Origin of the sequence: Paraprevotella xylaniphila YIT 11841 (genome assembly GCF_000205165.1) — a bacterium.
Lineage (GTDB): Bacteria > Bacteroidota > Bacteroidia > Bacteroidales > Bacteroidaceae > Paraprevotella > Paraprevotella xylaniphila.
On record NZ_GL883827.1, the window covers coordinates 1 to 21,313 of the forward strand.

Genomic DNA, 21,313 nt, shown 5'->3' on the forward strand with positions numbered 1-21,313 from the left:
CTAACTTTTGGGGGGCAGTTCACATCTGGCCATTCGGGGGCGAATCGTTTTTATTGATTTATATTGACATACAGTGACACACCAATAGCTTTCAAAAGGAAAAGCAACAAATTATGGAACAAGGATTTACAGACAGATGAAGATTGGTGTTCCGTTCTGCGCCAAACAAAAAATCAATCTCAGGCGAACGATTTTCCGTTCTGCGCCAGACGATTTTCAAATCTCAGCCCAACGAAAAAGCCTTTCCAAAATCCTTAAATCTTGAACGAAGCCTTCTCCCTCCTCTGCGTCTTTCCCATAAAAAAGGGGCACCTTCTCACGAAGGCACCCCTCACATTAACCTTAAAATTAATAATATGAAAAAAATTATATCATCATAACGGACGGATTACATAAGTAAAGTTGTAATCCTGATAAGGCATGCGGTACTGTTCGAGCGGAATAGCCCCCCAGCTGTTCACACAAGCCAACCCGCGCTGACGCGCAGCCAACTTGACCACGCTGAAATCACGGGGTGTCAAGTCACCGGAATGGCTCTGGTGGGCGTTCTTGTCCCAACCGTCGTCCAAATCCGAAGCCAGATAGTTCAACGTGCTGCATTCCATCGGGGCGAAAGAATAGAACTCCAATCCCTTGCCGTTCTCATCCTTCACCTGCCAATAGCGTACCTCAGTCTTGTTTCCGCTTTCCTGCGGACGGATGTAACCCCAATACTGGTCGGCCACCTTCGCGTCGTACACGCCTAAACGGTCTCCGTTGTTGCGGTCGATGTAGTTCTCGCCCGGCCCCTTTCCATAGAAAGTCAACCGGTCATAGGCTTTAGGCATCACAAGCTGCATACCGTAACGCATCAGTTCCGGCTTGTGCTTGGCATCCTTGTTTACCTTCATGGCCTCGTTGACCACCAACTCACCTGCCGGGGTCAGCGTATAGGTCATCGTCAAGGTAGCCTCTACCGAAGGCATCTCGTACACCACTACCACGCTCTTCTCGGCCTTATCCTCGTTCTCCACCACCGCAAACGACTTCATCTTCATTTCGGGATTCTTCCAGGCATGGAATTTGCGCTGTGCACCGGCCCCGTAGTCATTGTCAATGGGCGCACGCCAGAAATCGGGCGTGATGGCATAACCGTCTTCCAACATGGGCTTCCCGTCCACGTCGAGGTAGTCAATCCAACCGTTCCAATGGTTGAAAGTAACGGAAGTGCGGCCTGCCGACAAGGTAACCCATGCCACCTTTTCTTCTTTTTCCACCTTTCCGGCATCATGCTTCCCGCAAGTGGCAGCCAACACGGTTTCCATCATGGGAAAAGTATAAGGATTCACCACGAACTGTTCGCGTGCCACGGCATACCCGGCATCGAGCATCGGTTCAGCCTTCTTCAGCACGAAGTCGAGGTTCAACACCACTTCGCCTTCCACGTCCGCAGGCAGGCCGTAACCGTCCAGTTTCACCACACGTTTCTGCTGTGCGGGAATGTCGAGCGCGTTCCGCCCGTTGGCCAATACCTTTCCTTCCGTCTCCAACGTCCACTGCAATTCCACATCGTCGAGCGACTTAAAGAAGTTCTCATTGTAAACCTCCACCTCGCCGGACTTCAAATCCTTGGCTGTAGCCCAAATGCTTTGGTAGTAATAGCGTACCTCATTGGCATGTGGATTCGGTTTACGGTCAGGATTGACAATACCGTTGTTATTGAAATTATGGTCACTGGTGGGATAACGTCCGAAGTCGCCCCCGTAAGCGTATATCGTCTTACCCTGCTTGTTCTTCACACGCAAGCCTTGGTCCACGAAGTCCCAGATGAAACCACCCTGATACTTCGGGTATTTGCGTATCATGTCCCAATATTCCTTGAATCCCCCCATGGAGTTACCCATGGCATGAGCGTATTCGCACTGTATGAGCGGACGGGGATTATCGCCTTTCGAATACCATTCACAGCCACCGTAATCGTAATACATCGGACAGAAAATATCTGTCTTGCCGTTCTGTCCAGCCTGTTCGTACTGGCACGGACGGCTTGGGTCGTAAGCCTTCACCAAATCATAGGCCTTCTCGAAGTTGGGACCATAACTAGCCTCGTTACCCAAGCTCCAGAATATGATGGAAGGATGGTTCTTGTAAATCTTGATATTGCTTTCGTTACGCTCCAAATGTGCCTTCTCATAAGTCGGCTCCTTGGCCAAAGTCTTGTCGCCATAGCCCATTCCGTGGCTTTCGATATTGGCTTCGGCCACCATGTAGATACCGTAGATGTCGCAAAGTTCATACCAACGGGGATCGTCGGGATAATGACAGGTACGCACGGCATTGATGTTCAGTTCCTTCATCAAACGGATATCTTCCAACATGCGGTCCATCGACACCACATAGCCCGTCACCGGATCGAGTTCGTGACGGTTGGCTCCTTTGAACAACACTGGCTGCCCGTTCACCAACACCTGGGCGTTCTTGATTTCCACTTTGCGGAAACCTACGCGCTGCGGCACAACCTCGGCTACCTGCTTGCCGTCCATCAAGGTAGTATATAAAGTATAGAGGTTCGGCGTCTCGGCAGTCCACTTCAAAGGATTTTTGATATCGAAGTTTACTTTTACTTCACCGTTTCCTCCGACTTTAGCCGTCTGTGCAGCCACTTCTTTTCCCTCCTTGTCTTTCAGAGAGAGCATCACGGTCTCACCCTTGGCCCTGACGGCATTCAGTTTCACCTCCAGCGTCCCGTCCTGATAATTGTTCACCAAATCAGGCGTAATGAATAAGTCGGCAATGTGGGCCTCCGGACGAGCATAGAGATACACTTCACGGGCAATTCCCGTAAAACGCCAGAAGTCCTGGTCTTCAAGATATGAACCGTCGCACCAACGCATCACCTGCATGGCAATCAGGTTCTCCTTGCCCGGCGTGAGGTACTTCGTCAGGTCGAATTCCGCCGACACTTTGCTGTCTTCACTGTATCCCACGAACTTGCCATTCACCCATACCATCAGGTTGGACGTAGCCGAACCCACGTGCAGGTAAACCCGCTCACCTTTCCAATCGGCAGGCACGGTCACCATCTTACGGTATGAACCCGTATAATTGTTACGCTCTTCCACAAAAGGCGGTTCGGGTCTGAATTGTGTTCTCCATGGATAACCATTGTTGCTGTAAATGGCATCTCCGTAACCATTCAACTCCAAAATGCCGGGTACGGGAAAGTCCGTCCACTGCGAATCATCGTACTTCAGGGAATAGAAGTCGCGAGGGGCTTTGTCGTGGTCATTGGAAAAATTGAATTTCCACTTGCCTTCCAACGACAGGTAACGTTCCGACCGGGCTTTTTGGTCAGCCTTTGCCAGATTCTCTGTCTCGTACGCGAAAAACGCCGCATGCGGAGCCATGGTGTTTACTTCGTTCACCTCGGGATCCAACCACCAAGGTTTGTCTTTTTGCGCACTAGCCGAGAGAGCGGCCAGACAAGCACAAGAAAACATCAATTGTCTAAACATGGTACATTTTTTTATTGCGTCACAGACGCGGTTAGTTAATCATTTAGAAACTGCCTACAAAGATACTTCTTTTGTTCTATTTTCATACTAAAATACAAAGTTTTTGCTAAAATATTACGTGTTCGCATCAAGATTTATTAACTTTGGAGGGTAAAACCTAATCATTAGTGGAAAAAACAACTAAAATATCATGAATACTGATTTTTCACAACCGTTCAATCCAGAGGCTTACGCGCCATCCGCCAAGACGGACACACGGTTCCGGTGTTGCGTGGAGAAAGGGATGCCGTGGCTCTATGGCATCATCTTTCCTGTCATTCTCGGCCTTTGTCTGTACACTTACGAGAAAGAAACCCTTTTCCGGATACAAGAACTCAACCTCTTCTTGCCGGACAGTACTTTCTATCATACGCTCGCGGCATATCCGGGCGGCACATTGCAATGGGCATCCTGTTTCCTCACCCAGTTCTTTTATTATCCGGCTGTGGGGACAGCCTTTCTCGCAGCCGTTTGGATCTGCATTTGCTTCGTCATGCGCTCGGCCTTCCGGCTGTCCCCCTCGTGGAGCTTTCTTCCCGCTTTGGTTCCGGCAGCCCTGTTGGCCGGTATCGTGGAGATGGGTTATTTCATTTACTACATCAAATTACAAGGTTATTTCTTCACGGCCTCCCTTGGCATATTGGCGGCCCTGTCAGCCGTATGGGTTTTCAGCCGTACAGCTCACCGGCGTCCATATTGGGGTTATGCGTGGCTGACCGTATGGCTCCTCGCCGGTTATCCTTTATTCGGGGCATACGCATTGGCCGGCACGGCCTACATGTTGGCGCTCTGTTGGCGTATGCCGGGCACATTATATAAGCACCGTGTCATCCCTACGGCATGGGGACTGTTGCTGCTCGCCGGAGTGCCCCTTGCGGCATGGCATTTTTATAGCCAAACGGCCATCAGCGAAATCTACACGGCCGCCTTGCCAAGTTTCGATGCGGGTGGAAAAGTATTCACAGACTATCGCATACCTTATTATATATTGTTCCTCCTGCCACTAGCGGGTGCCGTCATCTATGATTACGTACCGGCCATAAAGAAATACCCCCTCATCCTCTTGGTTCACTTGCTCGTATGGACAGCTACCGCATGGGGATTGAAAAAGGCGTGGTATGTGGATGAGAACTTCCGTAAGGAACTGCTGATGGCACGTGCCATAGAGGAAGAAGACTGGGAACAGGTGCCGGCCATCTTCCTAGGCGGAACGGCAGAGCCTACCCGCCTGATGGTCATGAACAAGAACCTGGCTTTGTTCCGCCTCGGACGGGCGGGTGACGAAATGTTCCAATACCGCGAAGGGGGCGCACGTCCCAATGCCCCGTTCCTCGTACGGTTGGCCCACGTAGGCGGTAAAGCTTTGTACTATCACTACGGGCAGGAAAACTATTGCTACCGTTGGTGTATGGAAGACGGCGTGACCTACGGGTGGCGGACGGAATACCTGAAATACATGGCCAAAACTTCTATCGCGGGCGGCGATTACAAAGTGGCACGCAAATACATCGACATGCTTAAACGTACCCTTTTCCATAAAGGTTGGGCTGAAAAATACGAGGCTTATCTTGACCACCCGGAACAGATACGGAAGAGCAAAGAGTTTGCACCGATTATCCGCCTGTTGCCTAAGGAAGACAAGCTTAACTCGGACCTGAACGTCATCGAAATGTTCCTGCTGAAGACCTTTGCTTACGGCGAAAGCAACGCCCCACTCTACCAAGAACAGACCTTGATAGCGGCCTTGCAAATGAAAGACATCGACCTGTTCTGGCCCCGTTTCTTCCAATATGCCACCCTGCATAACGGAGCACCCATGCCGCGCCATTATCAGGAAGCCGCCTACCTGTATGGCCACCTGGAAAAGAAGGTAGATATCAGCCACATGCCTTTCGACCAGGAAGTGAAAGACAGTTACCAACGCTTTATGGAATTCACCCAACAATGCGCCGGTATGACGGAGGCACAAATGGCGGAAGCTTTCCGTCCGCAGTTCGGCAACACCTTCTATTATTTCTATTTCTTAGTTAACGGATTACAAACCTACTAACCATGAAAATTGCGATTAAGAGAGAGCAGAGGCAAGCTCGCTTGGCTCTGCCGAACGTGAGCAATTTATGCAAAATTGCGATGAAGAGAGAGCAGGCCGGGCCCGCTCGGTGTCTGCCGAACGTGAGCAATTTATGTAACGCTTTTCTGAAGCTCCTGACCGGCGGATGGCTAGCCGCCCTTTGTTTTGCTTGCAGCCCCCAAATGCCCGATGCTTATACGGACAGTAAGGACGCACCGGACATTTATCCCGACTATACAGACGTGACGGTTCCGCCGAACATCGCCCCCCTGCGTTTCATCGTAGACGAGAAAGCTGACGCTTATGCAGCCCGCATCAAATATCCCGGAGGAGAATGGAGCACGGACGAACGGGAAGTGACTCCCTCCGTCTCGCAGTGGCGCGACATGTTGGCCTCGGCCAAAGGTGGCGCGCTCGACGTGGAAGTCTTTGTGGAACACAACGGACAATGGACGCGCCGCCGTCCATTTAAAATCCATGTAGCCGAAGAGGACATAGACCCTTACCTCTCCTACCGCCTCATCAGTCCTTCGTATGTCACTTACCGGGACTTGACCCTCAACCAACGCGATTTGACCAACTTCGATGAAAGCGTCATTTACGGCAACATGATGAACACTGACGTGGAACATGCACAATGTATCAACTGCCATTCTTACCAGAACTACAATCCCCGGCGTATGCAGTTCCACGTGAGGGAAGACCGTGCCGGAACGGTCATTGCATACGACGGCACATTGGTCAAAGCCAACCTGAAAACGGATTCGCTCATCTCGGGAGGGGTATATCCCGCCTGGCACCCGACGGAAAAGCTCATCGCCTATTCGGTCAACCAGACCGGGCAAACGTTCCACACACGCGACCTGCAGAAAGTAGAAGTGCAGGACATGCGTAGCGACCTGATCCTATATGATGTAGAGAAGAACGAAGTAATACGTATTCCGGGGGACGCAAACGAAATGGAAGTGTTCCCCTGGTGGAGTCCGGACGGCAAATACCTGTATTACGCCTCTGCCCGTTTCGTACGCAGAGACACGACAGAAAATTTGGACAACGAGACCATCCTGCGTTATAAGGAAATCAAGTACAATCTCTTCCGGAGAAGCTTCGACCCGGCCAACCACCGGGTTGGTCCGCCCGAATTGGTATTCGACGCAGCCGCACGCGGAAAAAGCGCCACGTTGCCGCGCATATCGCCCGACGGACGCTACCTGATGTTCACGCTCGGGGAGTTCGGCGTGTTCCACATCTGGCACAAAGACGCGGACCTCTACCTGATGGACTTACGCACACGCCAAGTACGTCCCATGACAGAAATCAACTCTGACGACGTGGAAAGCTACCACTCGTGGAGCAGCAACGGACGGTGGGTGGTCTTCAGCAGCCGGCGTTACGACGGAAACTACACACGGCCCTTCATTGCCTACATCGACAAGGACGGCAAGGGGCGCAAACCTTTCGAGTTGCCGCAGGAGGTGCCCGACATGCACCGGCGCTTCATGCGAAGCTACAACATCCCGGAATTCATGAACGGGCCGGTCGAGATAACCCCGCAGGCGTTCGCTTCGCTCATCAGGGACACCGAAGCCCAACCGGCACGGCAAAAGAACTAAACACGATAAAAACCTATTAAAAAGTAATGAGAAACAAAACAATCAAAAGCCTGCTGCTCCCGGCTCTATGTTTCATAGCGGCAAACGGACAGGCACAAGGCACATTGGAAGACTACCGGAGGGCTTATTCCCTTTACGAGAAGTTCAATGCCACACAAGTGTATAACGACCCGGCAGACATACGATGGGACGGAAAGACTGCATTCCACTACTCTGTCTATACGCCGGAAGGGACAGACTATTACGTAGGTAAAGTGACGGGAGATGTGAAAACGGCTGACGTAAAAGCGATTCACATGAAAGCCTTGGCGGAACTGCTTTCCCGCGAGACCGGAAAGGACATCCCACGGAATACACTAAGACTGTCACGCTTGAGTGTGGACGAGAACCAACCCACGTCCGTATCCTTCGAATTCGACGGTTACAAATGGAAAGTCGAAGAGGCTTGCACGACCGGACTACGGTTAGGCAACAAAGAAGCCCTGCCCTCCCCCAAAGGGCCATGGAAAAAACCGCGCCACTGGATGGAAGTGGACGATGAGAAAGGGGCGGCACCCGTAGTCTCGCCCGACGGGAAACGGCAAGCTTATATCAAGAACGACAATGTGTACGTCAGCGACCGGGACGGTCGACACGAACGGGCGTTGAGCAATGACGGCACGGCAGGCAATTACTATTCCAGTTGGCTCAAATGGAGCCCGGACGGCAGATACGTATGCGCCAACAAGATACGTCCGGCCCAGAAACGGTATGTGTATTACGTGGAAAGTTCGCCCAAAAGCCAACTGCAACCTATCCTGCACCAACAGGAATACGCCAAGCCGGGCGACGAACTGCGCTTCAAGGTGCCTTGCATATTCAACGTGGAAACAGGACAGGCCGTCATTCCGTCTACCGAACTCTTCGACCGCCAGTACGACTTGTACGGCCCGGAATGGAAAGAAGACGGGAAAGCCGTGACTTTTGAATACAACGAACGCGGACATAAGACCTACCGCGTGCTGGAACTCGATGCGGAAACCGGCAAGGTACGCACACTCGTGGAGGAGAGCAGCCCCACCTTTGTCAACTACAGCCGCATGTTCCGCCACGTCCTGAAAGGCGGAAAGGAAATGATATGGATGAGCGAACGCGACAACTGGAACCACCTCTACATGATCGACTTGGAGAAAGGCAAGGTGGCCCGGCAAATCACAAAGGGCGAATGGGTGGTGCGCCGCGTGCTCAAAGTGGACGAAGACAACCAAGTGATTTATTTTACGGCCAGTGGCGTGAATCCCAAAGAAGATCCTTACCATGTACATTACTATAAAATAAACATGGACGGCAAGCAAATGACCTGCCTCACTCCCGAAGAAGGCAACCATTCAGCGGTCTTCAACGAAGATTACACCCTGTGGATCGATAAATATTCCACAGCGGAACAGGCTCCCGTCACCGTACTGCGCACGGCACAAGGAGAAAAAACAGAGGGACGGACATTGGCACAAGCGGATTTAAGCAAAATCAAATCGGCCGGATGGACTGCCCCCGAAACCTTCACCGCTCCCGGACGGGACGGCGTGACACCGATGTGGGGCATCATCCAACGCCCGACCAATTTCGACCCGCAAAAGAAATATCCGGTCATCGAATACATCTATTCCGGCCCCGGGGATGCTTACACGCCCAAAAGCTTCCTTCCCTACAACGGATATACGACGGCACTGGCCGAATTGGGATTCATCGTCGTGCAGCTCGATGCCATGGGGACATCCTATCGCGGAAAGAAATTTGAAGAAGTGTGCTACAAGAACCTGAAAGATGCCGGTTTCCCCGACCGTATCCAGTGGATCAAGGCGGCTGCGGAAAAGTACCCCTATATGGACAGTACCCGTGTGGGGATATACGGTTGTTCAGCCGGAGGCCAGGAAGCTTTGGCCGCCGTACTTTTCCACCCGGAATTCTACAAGGCATCCTACTCCAGTTGCGGTTGCCACGACAACCGGATGGACAAAATCTGGTGGAACGAACAGTGGATGGGCTATCCGGTGGACAGCAGCTACATCGCTTGCTCCAACGTGGAAAACGCCCACCGGCTGACGCGCCCGCTGATGCTCGTGGTAGGAGAAATGGACGACAACGTGGATCCGGCCTCCACCATGCAAGTGGTTGATGCCCTCATCAAGGCCGACAAGGATTTCGAGTTGGTGGTCCTGCCGGGCGTAAGGCACAGCATGGGCGAAAGCTACGGGGAACACAAGCGTTTCGATTTCTTCGTAAAAGAGCTCATGGGAGTGGAACCGCCGAAATGGGAAGAATTGAAACAAAAATAGAAAGAACTTTCATACGCATACAGCCCGCCGGAATCTGGCGGGCTGTATGCGTATGAAAGCCATAGAGCTACACATCCAACAAAGTTTCCAACTTATACGAAACAGGTTCGGGAGTTTGGTTAAACATCCCACTAAAACTTAAATCCTCATCTATTTGTGGCCAATGAATACCACACGGCGAAAGATAAAAATCTTCCCGTTGAGCCTTCGTGGCATTTGCCAAACGCGGCCAATCAGCAAATGCGTACGACGCGACCTTTCCTTCTGCCGATTCAGCATAAACACAATTATCATCCGTCCATACTCTTTTTACTTCCAAATTCATGAAAACCTCCTTTCACCTTTGTTAAAAAAAAGATTGCTAACGCTCTTTAATAATCTCCGTATTCTCTATGATTACAGATTCAATCAAGGCTATCTCATGCTTTTTAAATCCGTGATTACAAATTTGTTCTAAAGGTTCTATATTATCGCTTCATGTCCATCTTTAATGACATGCACATGAATAGGTTCATGGTCACCTGAATAAAACAGAAAACGAAATCCAAATATGACAAATAACGTTGGCATAATTGCAAATTTTCACAAATATAGAAAGGAGCAATCAAAATAACAAATACTTCTTTATTATACTCTTCAAGATTGTACATATTTAACGGTCAAGAACAAAAATGGTATTGAAAGGATATGGATAAACGGAGGTTACCGAAGTACCCTTTGCGTTTCTATCCTGCCTCTCGTTTTTGCCGCAAAGCGGAAAATCATTGTGCTTTGATTGGTTTTCCACCTTGCGGTAATTGTTTTTGTTTCCTTTGCTTGTCTTTCCAAGCCTCTCCCCTCCATACAGGAATATATATTGGAAAATCCATTCGCATCCTTCATACTTATTGGTTAACAGTCTGTTAAGGTGAATTTTCATGGTGTGTAGAGTTCACGTGGCATTCACCGTAAGTGGTAGGTGGATACCGTTGGGGATGCCTGAAAGATGAAACCTGTTTTTGCAAACTTCTGGTGTTGGTCATTTGTAAAGATGTCGCAGCCTTATTTTAGCCCATCCGCCTGTTGTAAGATTGGATTTACCATTAACGTGGCGTTAAGTGGAGAAAATACGGTACTACCGAAATTACCAAACACCTGGAAATGAAGCGTTAATAATTCGTTAACAGCGTTACTAAAATCGGTAACGAAAAAATACGGTCGTTAACATTTCCATTCCGAAATTTTGTGATTATTTTGCCTCCGAATCTCACGCGGGTGGTCGGACAAACAGAGAGCACGACGGCGAAACCAGCAAAGGGTATAATTAAAAAAAACAAATGTTATGAAGAAGAAGTTCCTCGCGCCCGTATTAGGCGCTGTGGTGTTAGGCTTGTCGGCTTACACGGGGTATCGCACGTATGATACGTACCATGAAGTGAGTGAAAGTGATTTGTTGTTGGCGAATGCGGAGGCGTTGGCAACCGATGACGAAGGTGGTGGAGGCTTGTCTCAATGCCAAGGTCCACAGTTGTACGATGAAGTGGGTACAAGCGTAGGAGAAAAAGTTGTCCGTACTCATTGGGGATATGGATTGGATTTTGTACAGACTTTCAAATTGTACAGATGCTATGCTATAGGAAACGGAAATTTAGGCGGCCAAAATTATATCTATGAAACAGAGCCCGTAAGCAGCGAGTATAAGGCATGTGAAGGTAACCAAAAACACAATAGTCTTTTGGATTGAAGTTTATGGAATATTATAAGAAAATCATGTGTATGGCATGCTTAGGATTGTCTCTGTCGTGCCAAAGCACAAAAGTAAATACGGTGGGGGACGAGATAACCGTAGAATACCAAGATGGCATTTTGAAGACCTCTTCTTTCTTGAAGGATTATAGAATCGTGTTGTTAAAAGCTCCTAACAACGATGCCATTATCAAATATATAGACCGTTTGCTTTTTGCCGAGAACCGCATCTTCGTAGTAGACCAAATATCAAATAAGATTCTGGCTTTCGACGGAAATGGCGAGTTCCTTGCTTCAACAGCCCGAATGGTGGGAAAAGGCCATAATGAATATATTCGCATCGTTGATGCCGCCATAGACGAGAAAGGCCATAAACTTTACGTGCATTGCGACGCTCCATACCAAATAATGGTGTTCGACTTCAACCTGAAGTTAGAGAAAATATTCCCGATGGAATATTATTTGAATGAAATGGCCATGGACGGCAATTACATTTACGGCTTGCGCCACAACAGCATGGACGATTCCGGATATGAAATCATCTCTATCGCCAAAGACAGTTTGGCTTCTTCCCCCAATATCGTATTGTCAACCCCAATATCCGTCAGGGGGAGAAAGGCTATGGGGAAATCCATGGTTTCAAATCAAGGCTGCATATATGCAAGCATCCCTTTTGATAATAAGATCTGCAAGCTCAAAGACGGGAAAGTAACCGAAAGTTACATTATCGATTTTGGAGGGCAAGGACTGCCGAACCGTCCCATTGAAAAGGACATGTCTCCGGAAACTTTCGACAGGCTGTACTCCGATACGCATTGGAGCATGGTCAACATGAGCGGTTCCGATTCACTCATGTTGTTCAACACGAATAGGTCTACCCAATTCATATTGAATCAAAAAAATAAAAAATGCCATGCTTATGGAGAGATATATAATGACATGTTGCCTTTTTCCAATTCTTATATCACACCATCGCAAGGACTGGAGAACGGCATGGCATATGAAATAGAACCGGAAATCTTACTCAAATACTCGAAACACGCGGAACAGAACCACGAAAGTATCGATCCTGCACTTTTAAATATAATCCAACAAACAACTCCTGACGGAAACCCTCTAATCATATTGTGGAGTTTTAAATAGCACTAAAATTACGGGATAAAGGTACATTGATGTATCTTTAACCCGTAATTTACCTTATACAATTTATTACAAAAGAGTTATCTTCAACTTATTCCCCTCCGGCGTGTCCGAACTGTTGCCATACATGATTTCGTACTCACCGGGAACCACGCGCATCGTGTTCGTGGACGTGTCGAAGAACTCGAAAGCTTCGGGGGACAGTTCGATGGAAACCCTACGGCTCTCGCCTGCCTTCAGTTCCACACGGCGGAAACCGCGAAGGCTCTTCAACGGACCACCCGTGTCGCCCACCTTACGGACGTAAACCTGAACCACCTCGGCACCGTCACGCTTGCCCGTGTTCTTCACCTGAGCCGTGAACTTCACGCCCTCGCCCGCTTCCACGGAAGACTTGCTCAAACGGCCTTTGGAGATGGCGAACGTGGTATAACTCAAACCATAGCCGAAGGGGAAGAGCGGTTTATCCGTCATGTAACGGTAAGTGCGACCCTTCATGCTGTAATCTTCAAAGTCGGGAAGCTGCTCCGTGTTCTTGTAGAACGTCACGGGCAACTTGCCACTGGGATTGAAATCACCGAACAGCACGTCGGCCACGGCCAATCCCCCGGCCTGGCCTGGATACCAAGCCTGCAAGATGGCATCGCACGATTCCAATTCCGGCACCAAGGCCATGGCGGACCCCGAGCAGTTGACGAACACCACTTTCTTGCCTGCCGCCTTCAACGCCTTCAGGATGTCGCGCTGCACCTGAGGCAGCTCGATCGAAGTGCGGTCGCCTCCGGCAAAACCCGGACAGTTGACGTGGTTCTTTTCCTCTCCCTCCAAATCCGGAGATATGCCGCCTACGAAAACGACCGTTCCGGCATCTTTCACACGGGCAACCACTTCGGTGGGAGAAACCTGACGACGAATCCCCACGTCGAACTTCAACAAAGCCTCGCCCGCAGCCTGCATGTACTCGATTTTAATATCATAATCTTTCCCTGCCGTAGCATCCAAGGCGTATTCACGCTTTTCGCGGGCATGCTCGCCCCAGTAATCAATGACCTTCTCGCCGTTCACATACACGCGGTAACCATCGTCTCCTTCAATCACCAAATCATATTTTCCACCCTGCAACGGACGGAAAGTACCTTCGTACACCGCCGTGAAGTTTTGCAGGTTCACTCCTGCCGCAAACACGGTATTTCCCCCGTTGTTCTTATTAACCGGAGTGGCTAATTCCTGCGTGGCAACCGCCTCTCCTTTCATCTCCAGATTATTCCAATACGTGGCCTTCAGTCCCGTCCTCCCGTCGTGCGACAACTGGTGGAAATAAGAATCGAAGACTTCATTACTCAGAAGGTTGCACCCTTTTTCATACCGCACGTCACGGCCAAGCCTTTCACGAATACCGTCCAAGACCGTATAAGTATGCGAAGGCGTACCTTCATAATTTCCCCACTGCATGACGGAATCCACCGCATTCGGCCCCATTACGACGACATCGCCACGCGTCTTGTCCAAAGGAAGCACCCCGTCGTTGTGCAACAAGACCAAAGACTTACGGGCAATGTCCAAAGCCATCTGCTTGTGTGTTTGGCAATCCACCGTATCTATGCCGATGCGACTCCAAGGTACCAACGAGTCGTCATCCATTTCCCCGAGCGCAAAACGGGCTTCCAACAAACGGCAGAGACTGGTGTCGATACGGTGTTCCGTTATCAATCCCCTATCGACTGCCGCTTCCAATTGCATGTAATCCCCCCATCCGCATTCCAAGTCCGTCCCGCTGGTTACTGCGGAAGCACTGGCCGTGGCGGCATCGGGATGCGTCTCGTGCAAGCCCGGGTTGAAAAAGTCACCGATGGCACCGCAATCGCTCACCACCACATATTTAAACCCCCATTCGTCGCGCAGGATTTGATGAAGCAGGCGTTTGCTCCCGCAACAGGGTTCTCCCTCGAAACGCTGATAGGCACACATCACTTCTTTCACATCGGCTTCTTGGACCAACACCTTGAAAGCCGGCAAATAAGTCTCCCACAAATCGCGTGGGTCAAGCTGTTCCACATCGAAATAATGACGCTTGGCTTCCGGCCCGCTGTGCACGGCATAATGTTTCGCACAAGCGTGCAGCTTGTCGTACTTGGCATCCGCAGGACCTTGCAAGCCCCTGACCACAGCCACACCCATCCGGGAAGTCAGGTAAGGGTCTTCTCCCCAAGTCTCTTGCCCCCGTCCCCACCGGGGATCGCGGAAGATATTCACATTGGGTGTCCAAAACGTCAATCCTTCGTTCATCTGCCCGTAGCGGCCTTTTTTGTGCGCATCGTGATATTTCGCACGAGCCTCGTCGCTTACCGTCGTGTACACGGCCTCCACGGCCTCATCGTCGAACACGGAAGCCATCCCCATGGTGATGGGATAAACCGTGGCGATTCCGCTACGGGCCACTCCGTGCAACGCCTCGCTCCACCAGTTATAAGGCTTGATGCCCAAACGCTCCACTGCGGGAGAAGAATTAATCATCAAGGAAACCTTCTCTTTCAGCGTCAACCTCTTCAACAAATCCTCAGCACGTTCACGAGGAGACAAATCAGGATTCTTGTAAGGTTCGTTCTGTGCCCAACCTATATCAGCCACGGCCAACCCTAACCACAAAACAAATACGGTATTTTTCATGCTTATTTAAATTATAAATGGTTTTATCTTGCAAAATAAAATAATTCGCCAAAGAACAGACATGGAGAAAAACACTAATCACATGGATGATATTAAGGCCGCCTCATTTCCATGTAAAAAATAAGGTTGGCCTTGCTTCTGCAAAGCCAACCTTATGGTCAAAACGGCATCGAGACACAACTTATTTCAATGTCACGGCCAAAGGCGTTTTCAACTGACGGCCGTACCGCTCCACGTTCTCCTGCCAAACGGCCATATCCGGCATGTCATACTTGCTCCACGCGGAACCGAAATAGTAAGTAAAAGTATCCCCCGGTTCGTAGTTGCTGATTCCTACCACATGCCCCACGGCACCAACCTCTTCTTTCGCCATCGGAACATATTCTACCGACTTCAAGTTTTCGGGGAACAAGCAAGCTATGTATATCAGCCCGTTCATCGCCTCCGGATGGTCCATCGCATCGGCATACGCCACATAACCGAGTTTTTTATTCATTACATACGCATCCGGTATACTCTTATGCACGGCAATACCGGCAGCCACCTTACGGACTTCACTCAAATTAGCATAAGTCACTTCACATTTGTTCAGATGCGTACCCTTGTCCAATGTAATGACACGGGTTTCCACTACGTCCTTATCCTGACCGACTTGTACCGGTGCAAACGCCATACGGGCAGAAAAGCGCAACGGCCCCATGTCCAGGATTTCCACCTCCTTATAACATAAAGGATAGACAAAGTCCTTCCCTTCCATCAAAGCGGGCACACCGGCACCCATCGTCGGGCCTACCGTATAAGCATCCATTCCGTAACCGTGGTCGCGATGGTAAGTCAACGTACGATGCAAGGCGGCACACTCGCCTCCACGTCCGGCCTTGCGCAACTTGTCCTGCAGGCCGTACGAAGTCAACTCGCTATGGTAGAAAGTTTCGAGCATCGGACAAGGCACGTTCTTATTAAACACATCGAAACCATAAATGCGTTGTCCGCTTTTCTGGATGGCCGGACCGTATGCCCGCCAACCGTTCCGGTCGTTTTCCCAAGCCAAATCGTCTTCACGCGAAGCATACACACGCCCCCACGACGTGAAACGGTAGTCGGCCGGCTGTCCTTTCACAATCGTCAGTTCCGTGGAAGAAGCGGGACGCACGGAAGCCTGCAACAAGAGCTTGCCGTCATGGGTCAACTGATAAGGCACTTCCGTCCGGTCTCCGTCATACACCACGAACTGACGTCCGCCACCGATACCGAGTTTCTCAAATATCGTCTTGGCCTCCAGTTCCACCACATCATTACGGTTGTCTTTCGTCGTATTCTTTACCTCTACTTTTATAGAAGGAGAGTTCTTATCCTCCACGCTACCGTCCAGATAACGTACACGCTCACAAGCCGCCAACAGCCATGCACCGGTTCCGAAAGGAGCCTGCGACTTGGCATCCACCTTACGGGTCGGGTCGGGCTTCTCGCCAATGGGCTGCACATAACCGATGCTGCCATCCGGTTGGAGTGCCGTAGAAACCAGATAATTCCAGGCTTTTTCAATCACCGGGGCATACTCCGTCTTGTCTAGCAAGCCATGGTTTACGCCCCACATCAGGCCGTAGGCAAAGAATGCCGTACCGCTCGTCTCCGGTCCCGGAGCATCCTCTTCGCACAACATGCTGCGGCTCCAGTATCCTTCCGGCCTCTGGCAGCGTGCCACACCTTGTGCCAACTCCCTGAACCGCTTCTGGAAGAAAGCGCGGTGCTCATAGTCCTCCGGCATGTCGCCCAACACCTTGGCCAGACCGGCCAACACCCATCCGTCGCCACGCGCCCAGAAACTCTTTCCGCCACTGGCTGTCTTCACTTTGGGATAAATATACTTCGCGTCGCGGTAATACAACTGGGCCTCCGCATCATACATCAGGCTGTCGCTCCACAAGTAATTCTCATACATGCGGTCCAGGAACATGCGGTCGCCCGTCAACTTGTACATCTTCGTCATCAACGGCATCACCATGTAGAGTGCATCTGCCCACCACCAGAACTTGTTCTCATCCAAATGGCAGGCGTACGTCATAACCTCCTTCGCACGGGCTACCTTATAATCGGCCGGGTTCAGGTTATACATGTCAATGTAGGTCTGGAAACAAATCTGCCAGTCGCCGAAGAGCACGAAATCCTGGCCCTCCCCGTAAGTCTTGTACTTCCAGTTCCGCTTGTCATCGCTGTTTGCGCCCCGCCAACGGTTATGTTCGCACCACTGTTGGCTGTAATTGTAATATGCCGCCTTGCCTGTCAGGCGGTAGGCTTCCATGTTTCCGGTGTAATAAGCGGCATTGTCCCAGAACGCACGCACCTTGGGCGAATTGTTCGCCTGCCAATAATCGTTTACTTTCCCTATCAGCTGCAAGACTTCAGCCGACCCCGCGCCGCCCTGTGCCGCCACCGGGAGAAGCACTCCCACGCACCACAAGACCATCCACACGCGCAAAAACTTGAAATCAAAGTGTTTCATGTAGAATGATATTAATAATTAATGATTTGGTTCTGCATGCTTCGCATGTTCCGCAAAAGTAAATAAAAAAAACATAACCACGAAGCTTTTTAAGGATTACCTTATTAAAAACGCTATATTTTGTGTCCGCAAACAAAAACCGCGCACGGGCGTTTCCCGCAGGTTTACCTACCGTCTGCGAACTTTCCTTGCCACGTGTTCCGCTCCCTCATCCTACGTTTCAGCCGTTCTGTAAACTCATAATTTTTCAGTCCCCAGTCGGGAGCTATCAAAAGTTCCTTGGGGGATTGCGAAACAAAACGCTCCAACACCAAATCGCCCCGCAAACGTTCGATGTAGTCGATGACCAGATCTATGTACTCATCCACCGTGTACAGATGGAACCACTCTGGATGCAATCCATACTCATGCGCCATCCGCGTCCCTTTTATCAATTGGAGTTGATGGATTTTCAAGGTTGTCAAAGGTAAACGGGATACCAATGCAGCCTGCCCGACCAGTTCCTCACGCTTTTCGCCGGGCAGCCCGAGGATGATATGCCCGCCGGTACGTATGCCTGCACCCGCCGTGCGCCGGAGGGTCTCTTCCGTCTCGGCAAATGTGTGCCCACGATTGATACGGACAAGCGTACCGTCATCCACGCTCTCTATCCCGTACTCCACCATCAGGAACGTGCGGCTGTTCAGTCCGGCCAGATAGTCCAGCAACGCCTGCGGCATGCAGTCGGGGCGCGTGCCGATGACGATTCCCACCACATCCGGCACAGCCAAAGCTTCTTCATACTTACGGATAACCTCCCTCACTTCCCCATACGTGTTCGTATAGGCTTGGAAATAAGCCAAAAACTTCATATCCGGATACTTGCGTCCGAAAAAGCGTTTGCCTTCCTCCAACTGCTCCGTAATCGTTTTCTCCGTGCGGCAATAAGCCGGGTTAAACGTCTGGTTGTTGCAGTAAGTGCATCCGCCCCACCCTTTTTCCCCATTACGGTTAGGACAAGTGAAACCGGCATTGATGGAAATCTTCTGTACTTTGAAAGGAAACTCGCGGCGCAGGAAATCCCCGTAGTCCGTATATAAATAAGGTATAGCCATACTTTTTAAACCGTTATTGCCTCGCAAAGATAGAAAAAAAACTTATCTTTGCGACAAAATAGTTATAGGTTAAGATATTATCCATTACATCTGAAATAAAATGAAAAAGATTGCAACCTTTTTGGCCGGCTGCCTTTTAGCAGCCATTCCCGTACACTCGAATGCGGCGGGACTTTCATTAAAAGAGTTGTGCGCAGGCGAATATGCCGCCAAACGCATCTATGGCGTGAACCCGCTCAACGACGGGGAGAGCTATTCCCGGCTGAGCGACGACCACAAGCAAATCATCACCTATTCCTTCAAGGACGGACGGCAGAAAGACGTGCTGTTCGACGTGGCTACGGCAAGGGACGTGAAACTGGAAAAGATAGACGGTTACATCATGTCGCCGGATGAAAAGAAAATGCTGATACAAACGGAAACGAAACCCATCTACCGCCATTCCTTCACCGCCGTCTACTACTTGTACGACATTGCCAACCGCACCCTCAGCCCCTTGTCGGACAACGGCCCTCAACAGTCGCCCAAGTTCTCGCCGGACGGGAACCTCGTGGGTTTCGTGCGCGACAATAATCTGTTCTTGGTCAAACTGCTGTTCAACAACAGCGAAAGCCAAATCACCAAAGACGGGAATTTCAACGAAGTCATCAACGGCATCCCCGATTGGGTGAACGAAGAGGAGTTCGGCACAAGCCGCTCTTTCGACTTCAATGCCGACAACACGATGATAGCCTGGATCCGCTACGATGAAAGCAAAGTGAATACGTTCTCATTCCCATGGTACAAAGGCAGCCATCCGGCCAAAGAACAATATGCGGAATATCCCGGACGCTACGAATACAAGTATCCCATGGCCGGTACGACCAACTCTACTGTCAGCGTGCAGACGTTCGACATCAAGGCCCGCGTAATCCGCACGATGAAACTTCCCCTTGAAGCCGACAGCTATATCCCGCGCATCCGTTTCACCAACGACCCGGCCAAACTGGCCGTCTTTACGTTGAACCGCCATCAGGACTGCCTGGAAGTGTACATGGCCAACCCGCGTTCCACGGAGTGCAAGAAAATCCTGCGCGACAACGTGGACAAGTACGTCAGTGAAAACGTCTTTAAGAATCTGGCATTCTACCCCAACCGTTTCGTGCTGACCAGCGAGCGTGACGGATACAACCACCTCTATCTCTACGACTTGAACGGCAGCCTGATAAAGAAGGCCGTAGACGGGAAGCTCATCGTCAAGAGCTTCTATGGATACGACACGGCGGACGGCAGCTTCTATTTTTCCGCCAACCCGGCAGACGACCCGATGCACACGGCCGTTTACAGGAGCGACAGCAAGGGCAAGATAGAAAAACTCTCCGCAGAAGAAGGCGACAACAGTGCCATATTCAGCAAAAACATGAAGTATTACATGAACGTCTATTCCAACATCCGTACTCCGTACGTGACCACCCTCTGCAACCGCAACGGCAAGACGCTGAAAGTGCTCGAAGACAACCAAGCATTGGTGGCCAAACTCGACGGACAGGATTTAGGAACGCGCGAGTTTTTCCAATTCACTACGGGAGAAGGCATAAAGCTGAACGGCTACATGGTCAAACCAGCCGGTTTCGACGCGAACAAGAAATACCCCGTCGTCATGTTCCAATACAGCGGTCCCGGCTCGCAGCAAGTCCTCGACTCTTGGGGAACCGGCAGCATGGGCGGCACTTTGTATGAACAATACTTGGCCCAACAAGGATTCATCTGTGTCTGCGTGGACGGACGAGGCACGGGCGGACGTGGTGCGGAGTTCGAGAAATGTACCTACCTGAACTTAGGCTACTTGGAAGCGAAAGACCAAGTGGAAACCGCCCTTTATCTGGGCACGTTGCCCTACGTGGACGGTAAACGCATCGGCATCTGGGGTTGGAGCTACGGAGGCTTCAACACGCTGATGAGCATGAGCGAAGGCCGTCCCGTCTTCGCCGCCGGAGTGGCCGTTGCCCCTCCTACCTGTTGGCGTTACTACGACACGGTCTACACGGAACGCTTCATGCGCACCCCGAAGGAAAACGCCGCCGGATACGACCGCGGCCCGATAAGCCAAGCCGGCAAGCTACATGGCAAGCTCCTGATTTGCCACGGTACGGCCGACGACAACGTCCACTTCCGCAACTCCATGGAGTATGCCGAAGCACTGGTGCAAGCCGGCAAGCCGTTCATGATGCTCCCCTATAACAACCGCAACCATAACATCACCGGCGGCAACACCCGTAACCATCTTTATACGGGCATCACGAATTTCTTCATCGAAAACATGAAATAAGGAAACGAAACTGCCCTATGGGCTTTTCATGAAAGAACTTTACATGATATAATTCACATTATCAACATATTACAATCTGCGCCAAACGAAAAATCATTCTCTTGAGAGTAATTTTCCGTTTGGCGCAGATTGATTTTTCATTCTCTAAAGAATGATTTTACGGCTTCTGCAACATGGAATTATTTTCACAAGTCCCAAATATTCTTGTTGGACAAGGCCTCAAACTCCATGTCGGCTTCCACCGCATCATCAATAGGAATTCCCCTTCCCGGAGATTGGGCTATCAAGCCTGACAACTCCACATCGGCAATTTCCACCGAAGGACAAACATACTTCTTTTTCAT

The 21,313-nt window shown here is 50.5% G+C and carries 13 protein-coding genes; 6 read left to right on the forward strand and 7 right to left on the reverse strand.

Annotated elements, in window-relative coordinates:
- Nucleotides 1–374: 374 nt before the first annotated feature.
- Nucleotides 375–3,494, reverse strand: a complete 3,120-nt coding sequence (locus HMPREF9442_RS03775; RefSeq protein ID WP_008625547.1) for a glycoside hydrolase family 2 TIM barrel-domain containing protein — start codon at nt 3,492–3,494, stop codon at nt 375–377.
- Nucleotides 3,495–3,684: 190 nt separating this feature from the next.
- On the opposite strand from HMPREF9442_RS03775, the gene HMPREF9442_RS03780 reads away from it, so the two are divergent.
- The 3 genes from HMPREF9442_RS03780 to HMPREF9442_RS03790 are packed head-to-tail and all read left to right on the forward strand — an operon-like array spanning nt 3,685 to nt 9,532.
- Nucleotides 3,685–5,583, forward strand: coding sequence for a DUF6057 family protein (locus HMPREF9442_RS03780; protein WP_008625548.1), 1,899 nt, complete (start codon nt 3,685–3,687; stop codon nt 5,581–5,583).
- 2 nt (nt 5,584–5,585) lie between these two features.
- Nucleotides 5,586–7,217, forward strand: coding sequence for a TolB family protein (locus tag HMPREF9442_RS03785; RefSeq protein ID WP_008625549.1), 1,632 nt, complete (start codon nt 5,586–5,588; stop codon nt 7,215–7,217).
- Nucleotides 7,218–7,243: 26 nt separating this feature from the next.
- The gene (locus HMPREF9442_RS03790) at nt 7,244–9,532 is read left to right on the forward strand and encodes a S9 family peptidase (RefSeq protein ID WP_008625550.1); all 2,289 of its coding nucleotides are present in this window, start codon (nt 7,244–7,246) and stop codon (nt 9,530–9,532) included.
- 67 nt (nt 9,533–9,599) lie between these two features.
- On the opposite strand, the gene HMPREF9442_RS03795 is transcribed toward HMPREF9442_RS03790, so the two are convergent.
- Together HMPREF9442_RS03795 and HMPREF9442_RS16635 are read right to left on the reverse strand one after the other, a co-directional pair.
- Complete coding sequence (locus tag HMPREF9442_RS03795) at nt 9,600–9,857, reverse strand: DUF2442 domain-containing protein (RefSeq protein WP_008625551.1); 258 nt, start codon at nt 9,855–9,857, stop codon at nt 9,600–9,602.
- A gap of 137 nt (nt 9,858–9,994) precedes the next feature.
- Nucleotides 9,995–10,102: a DUF4160 domain-containing protein gene (locus HMPREF9442_RS16635; RefSeq protein ID WP_253271008.1), complete on the reverse strand. Its 108-nt coding sequence runs from the start codon at nt 10,100–10,102 to the stop codon at nt 9,995–9,997.
- Nucleotides 10,103–10,853: 751 nt separating this feature from the next.
- On the opposite strand from HMPREF9442_RS16635, the gene HMPREF9442_RS03810 reads away from it, so the two are divergent.
- On the forward strand, nt 10,854–11,255 hold the full coding sequence (locus HMPREF9442_RS03810; RefSeq protein WP_008625554.1) for a hypothetical protein: 402 nt from the start codon (nt 10,854–10,856) through the stop codon (nt 11,253–11,255).
- Nucleotides 11,256–11,287: 32 nt separating this feature from the next.
- Nucleotides 11,288–12,400 carry a DUF4934 domain-containing protein gene (locus tag HMPREF9442_RS03815; protein ID WP_157183521.1) on the forward strand — a complete coding sequence of 371 codons (1,113 nt, stop codon included), beginning with the start codon at nt 11,288–11,290 and terminating at the stop codon, nt 12,398–12,400.
- Between the two features lie 66 nt (nt 12,401–12,466).
- Here the strand turns inward: HMPREF9442_RS03815 and xyl3A are convergent, their stop codons facing one another.
- The 3 genes from xyl3A to mnmL all read right to left on the reverse strand — a co-directional run bounded on the left by xyl3A (nt 12,467) and on the right by mnmL (nt 18,661).
- Nucleotides 12,467–15,064 carry a xylan 1,4-beta-xylosidase gene (xyl3A, locus tag HMPREF9442_RS03820; RefSeq protein ID WP_008625556.1) on the reverse strand — a complete coding sequence of 866 codons (2,598 nt, stop codon included), beginning with the start codon at nt 15,062–15,064 and terminating at the stop codon, nt 12,467–12,469.
- A gap of 181 nt (nt 15,065–15,245) precedes the next feature.
- Nucleotides 15,246–17,567: a BT3233 family polysaccharide utilization protein gene (locus HMPREF9442_RS03825; RefSeq protein WP_008625558.1), complete on the reverse strand. Its 2,322-nt coding sequence runs from the start codon at nt 17,565–17,567 to the stop codon at nt 15,246–15,248.
- A 164-nt stretch (nt 17,568–17,731) separates the two neighbouring features.
- Nucleotides 17,732–18,661, reverse strand: a complete 930-nt coding sequence (gene mnmL, locus HMPREF9442_RS03830) for a tRNA modification radical SAM protein MnmL/YtqA (protein WP_008625560.1) — start codon at nt 18,659–18,661, stop codon at nt 17,732–17,734.
- A 100-nt stretch (nt 18,662–18,761) separates the two neighbouring features.
- Between mnmL and HMPREF9442_RS03835 the strand changes: the two genes are divergently transcribed.
- Entirely contained in the window at nt 18,762–20,969 is a 2,208-nt protein-coding gene (locus tag HMPREF9442_RS03835) for a S9 family peptidase (RefSeq protein ID WP_008625561.1), read from the forward strand.
- 185 nt (nt 20,970–21,154) lie between these two features.
- Here HMPREF9442_RS03835 and HMPREF9442_RS16135 read toward each other — a convergent pair whose 3' ends face one another.
- On the reverse strand, nt 21,155–21,313 hold the full coding sequence (locus HMPREF9442_RS16135) for a hypothetical protein (protein ID WP_008625562.1): 159 nt from the start codon (nt 21,311–21,313) through the stop codon (nt 21,155–21,157).

What these genes read in the sequence shown, in the direction of transcription:
- HMPREF9442_RS03775 (WP_008625547.1), bottom strand. Translation starts at nt 3,494, where the DNA reads ATGTTTAGACAATTGATGTTTTCTTGTGCTTGTCTGGCCGCTCTCTCG.
- HMPREF9442_RS03780 (WP_008625548.1), top strand. Translation starts at nt 3,685, where the DNA reads ATGAATACTGATTTTTCACAACCGTTCAATCCAGAGGCTTACGCGCCA.
- HMPREF9442_RS03785 (WP_008625549.1), top strand. Translation starts at nt 5,586, where the DNA reads ATGAAAATTGCGATTAAGAGAGAGCAGAGGCAAGCTCGCTTGGCTCTG.
- HMPREF9442_RS03790 (WP_008625550.1), top strand. Translation starts at nt 7,244, where the DNA reads ATGAGAAACAAAACAATCAAAAGCCTGCTGCTCCCGGCTCTATGTTTC.
- HMPREF9442_RS03795 (WP_008625551.1), bottom strand. Translation starts at nt 9,857, where the DNA reads ATGAATTTGGAAGTAAAAAGAGTATGGACGGATGATAATTGTGTTTAT.
- HMPREF9442_RS16635 (WP_253271008.1), bottom strand. Translation starts at nt 10,102, where the DNA reads ATGCCAACGTTATTTGTCATATTTGGATTTCGTTTTCTGTTTTATTCA.
- HMPREF9442_RS03810 (WP_008625554.1), top strand. Translation starts at nt 10,854, where the DNA reads ATGAAGAAGAAGTTCCTCGCGCCCGTATTAGGCGCTGTGGTGTTAGGC.
- HMPREF9442_RS03815 (WP_157183521.1), top strand. Translation starts at nt 11,288, where the DNA reads ATGGCATGCTTAGGATTGTCTCTGTCGTGCCAAAGCACAAAAGTAAAT.
- xyl3A (WP_008625556.1), bottom strand. Translation starts at nt 15,064, where the DNA reads ATGAAAAATACCGTATTTGTTTTGTGGTTAGGGTTGGCCGTGGCTGAT.
- HMPREF9442_RS03825 (WP_008625558.1), bottom strand. Translation starts at nt 17,567, where the DNA reads ATGAAACACTTTGATTTCAAGTTTTTGCGCGTGTGGATGGTCTTGTGG.
- mnmL (WP_008625560.1), bottom strand. Translation starts at nt 18,661, where the DNA reads ATGGCTATACCTTATTTATATACGGACTACGGGGATTTCCTGCGCCGC.
- HMPREF9442_RS03835 (WP_008625561.1), top strand. Translation starts at nt 18,762, where the DNA reads ATGAAAAAGATTGCAACCTTTTTGGCCGGCTGCCTTTTAGCAGCCATT.
- HMPREF9442_RS16135 (WP_008625562.1), bottom strand. Translation starts at nt 21,313, where the DNA reads ATGAAAAAGAAGTATGTTTGTCCTTCGGTGGAAATTGCCGATGTGGAG.